Source organism: Polystyrenella longa, assembly GCF_007750395.1.
Classification (GTDB): Bacteria; Planctomycetota; Planctomycetia; order Planctomycetales; family Planctomycetaceae; genus Polystyrenella; species Polystyrenella longa.
The window spans coordinates 5,490,729-5,503,274 of record NZ_CP036281.1 but is presented as its reverse complement, the minus strand read 5'-3'; the positions used below and the strand labels follow the sequence as shown (position 1 = coordinate 5,503,274).

The window sequence follows — 12,546 nt, the reverse complement described above, 5'->3', positions numbered from 1 at the left end:
ACTTGACAATTCCCGGGAATCGCGAGATGTGGAAACGGCTTGAAGAGGCAAAACGCCGATTGCTATACACGTTAGATCTTCTTCAGCTTCCGTACGGGACGAATTCGAACGGATTGGAACCGCGTCTCAAGTTTGATTTCAAATCCGATGTGGTGACGCAAGCGAACCAGTGGTGGTGGTCATTGGGGAAAGAGGAACGCGTCTACACGGGTCATGCGGAAGGGAAAATCACAATCAATCTCCGCGAGGCTGATACAGTGGAGCGAGAAAAAGCCCGTGTGCTTTTCCAGGAAGCTCACCGAACTGTTATCGGTCACTTTCGTCACGAAATATCGCATTACTACTGGGAAATGCTTGTGAAGGGGAAAACAGAGGTGGAGTGCAAAGCCGTCTTTGGCGATCACGAAAACCCGAGTTACGCAAATGCACAAAAGAGATTCTACAAAGAGGGGCCAGTTGGGAACTGGCAATCCACATTTGTGAGTGCCTATGCATCAATGCATCCGTGGGAAGACTTTGCTGAAACGTTCGCAACGTATCTGGATATGATCAGCGTCCTTGATACCGCCATGCACATGGATATTCACCAAAGTTGCGATCCAAGTCAAACGGAGCTCACGGTGATGGTGTCGCACTACGTCAAACTAGGAGTCTTACTTAACGAGATGAATCGAGCGATGGGACTCATCGATTATGTACCGGAGATTCTGGTGCCGCCAGTCGTTTCTAAAATGCAGTACATTCATGATCTACTACAACAAGCGGCTCATACCCTGCCCGTGACTTAGGAAAGTAGAACATCAACGTAAGGAAGTTGTCATATTACGGATACTTCACATCAAGAATCCGGTTTTGAAGATGCTCTTACCGCACATGATCAGTTGGTCACGGACACCGGAACGGAATCGACTTATGGCTCGGGGCGGAGCCTACATTTGCTGACCCGTACCGTAAAAAACTCAGCCGAACTTAAGACTCTACAAATTAAGGTGTCTGTGAGAGACTGGCTCCCCCTGATCTCGAACGATCTGCTGACTTTGTTCGCCAGAACAATCAGAGTAACCGTTATTTCTGATTGAGGAAGAGGTCATTAATTCCTGATTCAAGGTTTGGTACTGACGGCCAGCGGTTAGAGTTCCAAAGTAACTCTCACCTGCACTTTGGTAACTGATTTGATGGAATTACAGATGCAGTTTTGGTACCTGTTCCTGCTCACTATGGTCGGCTGTATGACTCGTGAACAGCAACACGTGATTGACTACCTGCAGACGGAGAATAACATCCTCCGGAATAAGATTGGCAAGAAACGGGTCCAGCTGAACGATAACGAGCGTCGTCGCCTGGCGGTCAAAGGAAAGCAGCTTGGCCGGAAGTTACTAAGTGAACTCGAGGCCATCTTCACTCCTGATACCATTCTCCGTTGGCACCGGGAGTTGATTGCCCGGAAATGGGACTACTCATCGAAGAAGAAACAAGTTGGGAGATCGCGCGTTCGACAGAAGATCGTCGAACAGATTCTGAGGTTTGTGAAAGAGAACCCCACGTGGGGAACTGATCGAATTCAGGGTGCTTTGACCAACGTTGGTTTTCACATCACCGACACGACCGTCAGGAATGTACACAAAGCTCATGGCATTGAACCGGTCCCCGACCGCCCTGTCTCGATGTCTTGGCAAACATTCCTTAGAGCCCACTGGGAAGCGATCTTCGCCATCGATTTCACCACGGTGGAAGTCTGGACGAAGACCGGTCTGACGACTTTTTATGTCATGGTGGTGATGCAACTGAAATCACGACGCGTTGAGATCGCGGGGATTACAACGAACCCGTACCGTAAAAAAACTCAGCCGAACTCACAACACTGCAAATCAAGGTGTTTGTGAAACGCTGACGGCGTCTATTCTCAGGCGAGTTGGCAATGATGCTTACCGCTGCAATCAGTACAATCGTAGTCTCGGGTCGTGATGGTTGACCGGGATACACATTTCGCGAGTACTACGGCTCAGGCAATGGTTATAGTGCCAAAGTAGCCCTCCCCTTCACTTTGACAACTGAATTGATGGAAATTGTGATGCAGCCCTGGCACCTGCTCGTCTATGCTCTGACAAGTTGGGTGAATCGCAAACAACAATTGGCGATTGGATACCTGAAGACCGAAAAAGGTATCTTCCGCGATAAACTCGGTAAGAAACGGATGCTGCTGAACGATAATGAATTTCGCCGTCGACTTTACAACTGGAGAAGTCTTCTTCGAAAATCGCCGTTTAACAAAAACATCTCCGTCTGAGCACACTCTTTTTCAACATCGTCTAATTCCTGTTACGGTACAAGTATCTCGCCGTTTTCCGATCCAGCAAGAATCCATTTCGTAATGACGCCAGGGGATTATTTCTCATTCGTTAGATCTTTTTTAGATCCTCTACAATTTCTCTCCCGAGTAGAAAATCGTTACGGACAATCGATCAAGTTATTACCAGTTAGAGCAGCCTGGTTAAATCCTCAATGCGTGCAATGCTTCCTCCAGGCGAACCGTTTTCTTCTTGCAGATTGCTTAACGTAACCCTGCCCTCTATAATAAGCTAATTCGCCTATTCTCTTTAATCAGGGAACGGCTAGAGGGTGATGCGATGCATTTACCTATTATCTGGCAAAGGGTGAGTCGGTTTTTATCGAGTAGGTTGCTTTCGAAGCCAAGTTTCCCTTGGCGTGGCCCTGCTGATGAAAAACCGCTTCGATCCGATCTTTTCAGTATTGATCAACTGGAAAGACATGCCAAACTGATCGCTGCTTCACATAAGTTGATTCCGAGAACCGGCACAGACAGGCTTCTGTCACGGTTGGAGGACAATCAGAAGGTCCTAATTGAGACCTACGATCTGGTTGCAGCTGCTGCTGACAAAAGCCGCCAGATTGAACCGGCTGCGGAATGGTTACTCGACAACTTCTATCTCATCGAAGAAGAAATCCGCGAGATTCGTCGGTTATTGCCCCCTGCTTACAGTCGAGAGTTGCCGCGAATTGCTGACCAGGAGACAGGCAGTGCTCCTCGTATTTATAAGATCGCTTTAGAGTTAATCACTCACGTCGACGGTCGTATCGATTCCACTAGTCTCGACAGTTTCGTCGCTTCCTACCAGTCCATCCAACCCCTCCTGCTGGGAGAGTTGTGGGCTCTGCCCTTGATGTTGAGACTGGCGCTTATCGAAAACCTGCGCAGAGTGGCAATCAGGATTGCTTCCGCGAGATGCGACCGCGACTTGGCAAGCGATTGGGCGGATCGAATGATTCAAGTCGTCGAGGAAAAACCCGCCGACCTGATCCTGGTTCTCGCCGACATGACTCGTCAGTCTCCACCATTGTCAGGCGCTTTCCTCTCAGAGTTGTCTCGTTATTTTCACGAACAGAATCCCAACTTTGCCTTTGCAAATAGCTGGCTTGACCATCGTCTGGCTGACGAGATGTTGACCGTAGAGCAAGTTGTTCGGACGGAAGGTCAATCACAGGCCGTTGACCAGGTTTCTTTCGGAAACAGCATTCATAGCTTACGGTTTCTGGACGCAAACGACTGGCGGGAGTTTATTCGTGAACACAGTCAAGTAGAGCGAACACTCGAAGGCGATCCATCCGGTACGTATCGGGAGATGGAGTTTCTCACCAGGGACCGTTACCGCCATGCTGTAGAAGATATTGCGAAGCGCAGTTCCTTAACTGAAAACGAAGTCGCGGCTCTGGCAGTCCAACTGGCGGAAAAACAATCGTCCGCCGAGTCCGAAAACCGGACATCCCACGTAGGATATTATCTGATCGACAGTGGTCGTGTCGTCCTGGAGAGAGAATCTGATGTTCGTTTCTCTTTCGTCGCGTCGCTTGAAAAGTTGCGTAGACGGTTCCCACTCTCGTTTTATCTGGCGATGATCGTTGTCATCACGATTGCTACCGTTTGGGGATACGCCGAGTTAGCACATTCCGAAGATGCGAACTGGCAGACTCTGCTTATATTAGGCTTGCCACTTACTCTGTGTGTCTCGGCGATGGGAGTGGAACTTACGAACTGGTTGACAAAACAGTTCGTTTCCCCGGTATCGTTGCCTCGATTGGCGTTAGAAAATGGAATTCCCTCCGAGCATCGAACGTTGGTGGCGATTCCCACCATGCTTACCAGTCAAAATGAGATCGAAAAGTTACTGGATGGTTTGGAACTGAGATATCTGTCCAATCGCGATCCCTGTTTGCACTTCGCGCTGTTAACGGATTTAAAAGATGCCGATGCGGACGTCCTGCCCGAAGATGAAGAGCTGATCAACCAGGCGCGGCAGGGTATTGAATTATTAAATCAGAAGTACATTGATGATCGCACGGATATTTTTTATCTGTTACACCGGTCGCGCCAATGGAATGCGAACGAAAACTGCTGGATGGGTTATGAGCGTAAACGGGGTAAGTTGGCTGATCTCAACGCCATGTTGCGTGGTGCAGAGGATCGTTTTTCCGATGTGATTGGCGACACGACTGTGCTTCAGAACGTCCGTTTTGTCATTACGCTGGATACTGACACAGAGTTGCCACGAGAAGCGGCCATCAAACTGATCGGCACTCTCGCGCATCCTCTCAATCGCCCAGTTTACGATGAGCAATTAAACCGGGTTGTAGCAGGATATACGATACTGCAACCTCAGGTTGGCGTGGGATTGTTGAATACGCTCAAGTCCAGATTCACTCGCATTTATGCGGGAGACGCGGGAATCGATCCTTACACCCGGGTCGTCGCAGACGTGTATCAGGATCTGTTCGAAGAGGGGTCGTTTGTAGGTAAAGGGATCTACGATGTCGATTCCTTCGAAAGAAGCTGCAATGATTTTCCCGACAATACCATCCTCAGCCATGACTTGCTGGAAGGTGCTTATTGCCGATCGGCCCTCGTGAGCGATGTGACATTGTATGAATCCTATCCTGCCGGATACTTGTCCGACATGTCGCGTCGTCATCGGTGGATTCGTGGTGACTGGCAAATTGCAGGCTGGTTGTTTCCCACAGTACGTGGTCGGTCTGATCAATCCGAAAAAAACCCCATAACAGCGCTCTCACGCTGGAAGCTACTGGATAACCTGCGTCGCAGTCTTATTCCGATTGCGTTGCTCTCGACGATAATGATCTCCTGGTTTATGTCCGTCAATGTGGCTATCGTAACCACCCTTTTTCTGATTGGTGCTTCACTACTCCCGCTACTCGTCGATTTCACAAGTCGCTTACTCAACTTGCCGGTCGATTTGCCGTATGGCATTCACTTACGTTTTTCGATCCAAAGATTGTCCCGTCCACTTTTACAGCAGTTACTGAGTTTCGTCTTCCTTCCCTACGAAGCTTTCGTCAGCCTGGACGCCATCGGACGGACGCTGGTACGGACTTGTTGGACAAAACGTCATCTACTGGAATGGAAAACAGCTTCTGATTCGGAACGTGGCGCGAAAGGTTCATTCCTCAGTTTTGTCCGCTCGATGATCGTTGCTCCCTTGTTGGCGGGAGTGTTGTGCATTGTATTTCTGACTGCGGAAATGGAAATTCTGTTCTGGGTGAGTCCCTTATTGTTCTGCTGGGCAGTATCTCCGGCGATTGCATGGTGGTTGAGCCAACCGGTCCAGCTGTCTACTCCGCAACTTTCGGCGGATCAGCTTTTGTTTCTACGTAAGCTGTCACGGAAAACATGGCGGTATTTTGAAGAGTTCGTCACCGCCGAAGAAAACTGGCTGCCTCCAGATAACATTCATCAGAATCCCGACTTAGTAATTGCCTCCAGAACAAGCCCCACCAATATTGGGATGGCTTTGCTATCGTATTTGACGGCTTATGATTTCGGATATTGTTCGGCATCGCAGTTTCATTCGCGAAGTCAGGAGACCTTGAAAACTCTTGCCAAAATGGAACGATACCGCGGCCATTTTCTAAACTGGTACGACACCCGCACCTTGGCTCCGCTCTATCCTCAGTACGTTTCGATGGTAGATAGCGGCAATTTAGCCGCTAACTTGCATGTCTTCAGCAGCGGTTGTCAGGAATTTGCATCGACGTCGTTGCTACCCGCCCGAACATTTGACGGTCTCAGTGACACGCTCCACGTATTATTGGATCTGGTCACCCAATGGAAGGAGTCGCCCTCCCGAACAAGAACGATCGAGATCGTTCGAGCCCAATTGAACCAAGTGGAACATGGCCCCACTTCGTTACTGTCGGCTAATGCTTTGTTAACCGAGTTAATCACTGCAACCACGGATCTGAAATCGGTTGACGTGCAGGATTCCGAATACCACTGGTGGGTGACGGCCTTCGAAGATGCGTGCAGAGAACATCAAGCCGACCTTCTTCATCTGGCAACCTGGCTGGATATTCCCAGGCCTCCTGTGAATTCCGTCTCTACTGGAGCAGATCAGGATCGGAAATTCCTGCACAGAACATATGTCATACTTGATGAACTCGACGCGTCCGGAACTCTCTCTAAAGTGGCTGAATTACAGTCAACGCTTCAGCCGCTTTTCAATCAGATCAATACGACAGCATCGGAAGTGGAAAAAGAGTGGTGCCGAAAATTATCCTCAGCGATTTCCATTGCCTCGGAGCGAGCGGCAAGGCGTTTGAATGAGTTTGAAGCAATCGCTTTACAGGCTCGAGAGTTTGCTGAGATGGATTTCAACCTCCTGTATGATCCCGTCCGAGATCTCTTTTCGATCGGGTTCAATGTGAGCGAGCGTCGATTAGATGCGGGGTACTATGACCTGCTGGCATCAGAAGCACGGCTGGCCAGTTATCTGGTAATCGCCAAGGGGGAATATGGTCAGAAACATTGGTTTGCTCTAGGGCGTTTGCTAACGACTACAGGTCGGTCCCCGGCTCTGCTCAGTTGGAGTGGCTCGATGTTCGAGTATTTGATGCCATTGCTGGTAATGCCCAGCTATGAAAACACATTACTCAATTCAAGCTATCATTCGATCGTGCGGCGCCAAATCGAGTATGGCAACCAGCGAGGAGTTCCATGGGGAATCTCCGAATCCGGGTACAACACAATCGATGTGAACCATATTTACCAATACAAAGCGTTCGGCGTTCCAGGATTAGGTCTTAAACGGGGCCTGGCCGAAGATTTGGTAATTGCCCCCTACGCAACAGTTCTGGCATTGATGGTGGAACCGCAAGCCGCTTGTCGCAATCTCGAAAGATTGCAGGCTGAAGAGCAAATGGGGCCTTACGGATTTTACGAGGCGGTTGACTATACTCCTTCACGACTGCAACCGGGCGCAGAGAAAGCCACTGTAAAGCAGTTCATGGCTCACCATGAAGGAATGAGTCTACTTTCTCTTGCATTCTTGTTACTCGACAAGCCGATGCAGCGACGCTTTCTTTCCGATCCGCTACTGCGGTCATGCAGTCTGTTACTCCAGGAAAGAGTCCCTCAGGAAACGGCACCAGTTCTGCCTCACGCCAGTGAAGCGCGAGCGACTCGAATCGCCACCGCCGAAGAGACTGGGGGCATGCGTGTCATCACCAATCCTAGCAACGTCGAGATCGAAACTCATCTGCTCTCCAACGATCATTATCATGTAGCGATCAGCAGCGCGGGAGGAGGATTCAGCCGCTGGGGTGATTTGGCCATCACGAGATGGCGCGAAGATGTGACACGCGATAATCATGGAATTTTCTGCTACATTCGCGATTTTGAAAATGATGCCTTGTGGTCAAACACCTTCCAGCCGAAGAACACCACGGGAAGTGGCTATGAAGCCATATTTACGCAATCACGAGCCGAGTTTCGGCGTATTGATTACCAGATCGAAACTTACACGCAGGTTAGTGTTTCTCCGGAAGACGATATTGAACTCCGCAGAATCGCACTGACGAATCGATCCGAGGAACCACGTCATCTGGAGCTAACCAGCTACGCCGAAGTCGTTCTGGCGCCGCAAGCGCAGGACGAAGCCCATCCCGCATTCAGCAATCTCTTCGTACAAACGGAACTTGTACCAAACCATCAGGCAATCTATTGCACACGCCGACCGCGTTCCCGGGAAGAACAACCTCCCTGGTTGCTGCATATGATTACTGTTCGGGGTGAGATCACCGAGCCCACTTCTTATGAGACCGACCGTTCGACTTTCATTGGACGACAACGCACTTTGCAAAATCCTATCGCGTGCGAGCAGAAGGGGCCGCTGTCCAATTCGGAAGGTTCCGTACTCGATCCAATTGTCAGTATTCGCCAGACGGTACTGCTTCAACCAAACGAGTCTATTCAACTTGACGTCGTCACCGGCATCGCGCCTACACGGTCGGAAGTGGAGTTACTGTCTGAAAAATACAGTGACCCCAGTCTGACGGATCGCGTGTTTAATTTGGCTTGGACTCACGGACATATCTTACTACAGCAATTGGGCGCTTCCGAACTGGACGCTCAGATTTACGGCAAATTGGCAAGCTCTATTATATACAGTTCCTCTATCCGACGGGCTCGCAGAGACATTCTGAACCGCAATCGGCAGGGGCAGTCTGGACTATGGGGTTACGGTATCTCGGGCGATCTACCCATCGTCCTCGTTCAGATACGCGACGCCGATCGACTGGAACTGGTTAAACAGGCGGTGCAGGCCCATGCCTACTGGAGAATGAAAGGGCTTGCCGTCGATCTGGTGATCTGGAATGAGGATGACTCCGTCTATCGACAATCCTTGCAGGAAAGAATCACGGATCTCGTCGCTACCAGTACAGAAGCCCTGTTTACGGATCGACCAGGCGGAATTTTTATTCGACGGGGAGAACAGATATCAGAGGAAGACCGCGTTCTGTTGCAGACCGTATCCCGCGTTATCTTGTCAGGCGATTCCGGTACGTTACAGGAACAGGCCGAGAAGTATGTCAGAACCAGTTCGTCAGTCCCGATGCTGAAAATATCCGAACAGACTTCCCATCCCTCCGTCAGGTTTGAAACTCCCTACCATGATTTGAAGTTTTTCAACGGCTATGGTGGGTTCAGTCAGGATGGGCATGAATACATCATTATTCTGAAGAAGGGAGAAGCGCCCCCAGCCCCGTGGGTTAATGTCATCGCCAATAAAGATTTCGGGACCGTCATTTCCGAAGGAGGGAGTGCTTATTCCTGGAGAGAAAACAGTCATGAGTTTCGTATTACGCCCTGGTACAACGACTCGGTGACGGATCCCAGTGGCGAAGCGATGTACTTGCGTGATGAAGAAACGGGCCGCTTCTGGTCTCCAACTCCTCTACCAGCTCGTGGACGGAACACGTATATCACCCGCCATGGTTTCGGTTATACAATCTTTGATAGCACGGAGGAGGGAATCACGACAGAACTTTCCGTGTATGTGGCTACCGAAGAACCGGTCAAGTTCTGCAAACTGAAGGTCACGAATAATTCAGGTCGGGCACGACGACTCTCGATTTTCAGTTTTTCTGAATTAGTCCTGGGCGAATCCCGAAGTAAGTCCTCCATGCATGTAACGACCGAATTTGATTCCGAAAGCGGAGCAATATTGGCCCGGAATGTTTACAGTCCGGAATTTGGTGACCGGGTTGCTTTCTTTAATTGCAGCGAACCCAACCGTACTTTTACGGGAGATCGGACCGAGTTTCTGGGTCGCAACGGAAGCACCGCTGACCCGGCAGCATTGAAAAGGTCGAGATTATCCGGTCGCGTCGGAGCTGGTTACGACCCTTGTGCCGCATTCCATACACCCCTGAATTTAATCGAAGGTCAGGAGAAGATCGTGACCTTCACCATGGGAGCCGCGAGAGGGACAGCGGATGCCAGAAACCTGGCACAGCGATTCCGTGATGTTGATAGTGCGAATCGAGCCATTGAAGGAGTCTGGCATTACTGGAGTCAAACCTTGGGCGTCATTCATCTCCAGACCCCGGACACTTCGGTCAACTTCCTCGCTAACGGTTGGCTGCTGTACCAGACACTGGCTTGTCGCATGTGGGCTCGTTCGGGGTTCTATCAATCAGGTGGCGCCTATGGATTCCGTGATCAGCTACAAGATGCAATGGCGCTGGTACACGCCGAACCTCAGTTGCTGCGAGAGCATCTGCTGCGAGCAGCAGCCCATCAGTTTGCTGAAGGAGACGTCCAGCATTGGTGGCATCCTCCCGTCGGTCGTGGAGTCCGTACCCATTTCTCTGATGACTATCTCTGGCTTCCTCTCGCCATTTGCAAGTATGTCAACACCACAGGAGACCGAGGCGTCCTCGACGAACAAGTTCCCTTCCTTACGTCTCGCCCCTTGCGGGATGATGAAGAATCCAACTATGACCTTCCTCAAACTTCCGATGAAATGGGGACTCTTATCGAACATGGAATCCGTGCTATTAAAAACGGATTGAAATTCGGTGAACATGGCCTTCCCCTGATGGGATGTGGCGACTGGAATGACGGCATGAATCTGGTTGGTGAACATGGCCGAGGCGAAAGTGTATGGCTGGGGTTCTTCATGGTCCATGTTCTCACCGAATACTCTGGTTTGTTGAGAAGCCTGGGGAACGAACATGTCGCCCATGAACTCAAAACAGAAATCGACCAACTCAAGCTGAGCCTGGAGAACCATGGTTGGGATGGTGACTGGTACAGACGTGCTTATTTTGATGATGGGACTCCGCTTGGTTCGAAACAGAATGATGAATGTCAGATTGATGCCATCTCACAAAGTTGGTCAGTCCTCTCCGGAGTGGCGAATCCCGAACGCGGAACTCAGGCGATGCAAAGCGTCCAGGACCGGTTGGTTCGAAAGGAGGAAGGACTCATCTTACTGTTGGATCCTCCGTTCAATCATTCCGATCTCAACCCGGGATACATTAAAGGGTATGTGCCGGGGGTAAGAGAGAATGGTGGACAGTACACCCATAGCGCAATCTGGACAGTGATGGCGACGGCCGCTCTGGGAAATAACGAAAACGCCTGGGACTTATTTTCATTGATCAACCCAGTGAAACATGGAGACAGCTCCGATGCGATTGCCATTTATCGTGTTGAACCTTACGTCGTGGCTGCAGATGTATACGGGGTCGATCCTCATACCGGCCGGGGCGGCTGGACCTGGTATACAGGTTCAGCAGGCTGGATGTACCGACTATTAATTGAGTCCTTTTTAGGGATTGAACTTGATATTGATAAATTACGACTCCAACCCTGTCTTCCTGAGGCATGGACCCGCTTTAAAATCCACTACCGCTTTCACGAGACCTTCTATCACATTTCGTTTGACAATGAGGGAGCGAATACCAGCGTACAGCGTCTGACTCTGGATGGTGTCGAGATATCAGAGAGCTTCATTCAACTAATAAATGACAACCAGGATCACCAGGTTGAAGTCGTTATGCGTCCTGATGATCTGCACCCTTCCTGAAACCCGCTTGGAGCACTCTTTGCGGTTTACTGTCGTCGACGACTGAGTGAAACAAGTCCACTGAATCCCAGGGAAGGTTTTCCGGACAGCTTCTAATGTGATTCCTTCTCGCATTCTTTTCGAAGGATACTCTAAATAACTGAATCGAGCCTGTCATGACAATGTTCTGGTTTTGGATGATAGTAGCAGCAGCGGGAGTCATTGGAGTTTTGCTCTTATTGGCCCGATACCTGTCCCTCTGGTTGCAGGCTTACGTTACAGGCACTGGCATAAAGCTGTTGACTTTATTTTTAATGTCGCTCAGAAAAGTCAATCCGGAAGTGATCGTACGATCTAAAGTGATGGCAGTTCAGGCGGGACTCACTACGATCTCCACCAACGCCATTGAAGCTCAGTATCTGGCTGGGGGAGATGTACCCCGTATTATGCTTGCATTGATCTCCGCTCAACGAGCCAATATTGCCCTCGACTGGGACACCGCCGCAGCCATTGATCTAGCGGGACGCGACATTCTGGAAGCGGTCCAGATCAGTGTGAATCCCAAAGTCATTAACTGTCCAATTCAGGAATCTGAAGGGCTCAGCACGCTTGATGGATTTGCCAAAGATGGGATTCAACTGAAGGTCCGGGCGCTGGTGACTGTCCGGACCAACCTCTTACAACTAGTGGGAGGAGCGACCGAAGCAACTGTAATTGCACGAGTAGGCCAGGGAATCATTTCGGCAATAGGAGCCTGTGGAAGCTATCGGGAGATACTGGCTGACCCTGGAATCATTTCAAGGCAAGTTCTTGCGCAGGGACTGGACTCACAGACCTCCTTTGAAATTGTCTCCATCGACATAGCCGACATCGATATCGGGGACAACATCGGTGCCAGGTTGCAACTGGACCAGGCCAATGCCGATATTCGCATCGCCCTCGCCTTTTCTGAGAAACGGCGTGCCATGGCAGTGGCGCGACAACAGGAAATGGTTGCTCTAACGAAAGAACATGAGGCGCAACTCGTTCTTGAAGAATCGAAGATTCCGTCAGCAGTCGCATTTGCGTTTCGGGATAATCCATTGCGATCTTCTCGAGTTCGAGGGAAGGAAAAGCGGAGCTATACGAATCAAAGCCGAATCTGATCCTCTAATCGTTAAAACAA

General features: G+C 50.1%; 5 protein-coding genes. All 5 read left to right on the top strand.

Features of this window, described 5'->3' with window-relative positions:
• The first annotated feature begins 26 nt into the window (after positions 1 to 26).
• The 5 genes from Pla110_RS20215 to Pla110_RS20195 all read left to right on the top strand — a co-directional run bounded on the left by Pla110_RS20215 (position 27) and on the right by Pla110_RS20195 (position 12,526).
• Positions 27 to 788: a putative zinc-binding metallopeptidase gene (locus tag Pla110_RS20215; RefSeq protein ID WP_231742698.1), complete on the top strand. Its 762-nt coding sequence runs from the start codon at positions 27 to 29 to the stop codon at positions 786 to 788.
• A 399-nt stretch (positions 789 to 1,187) separates the two neighbouring features.
• Positions 1,188 to 1,883: a hypothetical protein gene (locus tag Pla110_RS20210; RefSeq protein ID WP_144998634.1), complete on the top strand. Its 696-nt coding sequence runs from the start codon at positions 1,188 to 1,190 to the stop codon at positions 1,881 to 1,883.
• 188 nt (positions 1,884 to 2,071) lie between these two features.
• A complete protein-coding gene (locus tag Pla110_RS20205) occupies positions 2,072 to 2,287 on the top strand; it encodes a hypothetical protein (RefSeq protein WP_144998631.1) in 216 nt (71 codons plus the stop codon).
• A gap of 550 nt (positions 2,288 to 2,837) precedes the next feature.
• Entirely contained in the window at positions 2,838 to 11,402 is an 8,565-nt protein-coding gene (locus Pla110_RS20200; RefSeq protein WP_231742695.1) for a GH36-type glycosyl hydrolase domain-containing protein, read from the top strand.
• A 176-nt stretch (positions 11,403 to 11,578) separates the two neighbouring features.
• A complete protein-coding gene (locus Pla110_RS20195) occupies positions 11,579 to 12,526 on the top strand; it encodes a flotillin-like FloA family protein (RefSeq protein WP_231742682.1) in 948 nt (315 codons plus the stop codon).
• Positions 12,527 to 12,546: the final 20 nt, after the last annotated feature.

Excerpts from the sequence above, each read along its gene's own strand:
- Pla110_RS20205 (WP_144998631.1), top strand. The coding sequence starts at position 2,072 with ATGCAGCCCTGGCACCTGCTCGTCTATGCTCTGACAAGTTGGGTGAAT.
- Pla110_RS20215 (WP_231742698.1), top strand. The coding sequence starts at position 27 with ATGTGGAAACGGCTTGAAGAGGCAAAACGCCGATTGCTATACACGTTA.
- Pla110_RS20195 (WP_231742682.1), top strand. The coding sequence starts at position 11,579 with ATGATAGTAGCAGCAGCGGGAGTCATTGGAGTTTTGCTCTTATTGGCC.
- Pla110_RS20210 (WP_144998634.1), top strand. The coding sequence starts at position 1,188 with ATGCAGTTTTGGTACCTGTTCCTGCTCACTATGGTCGGCTGTATGACT.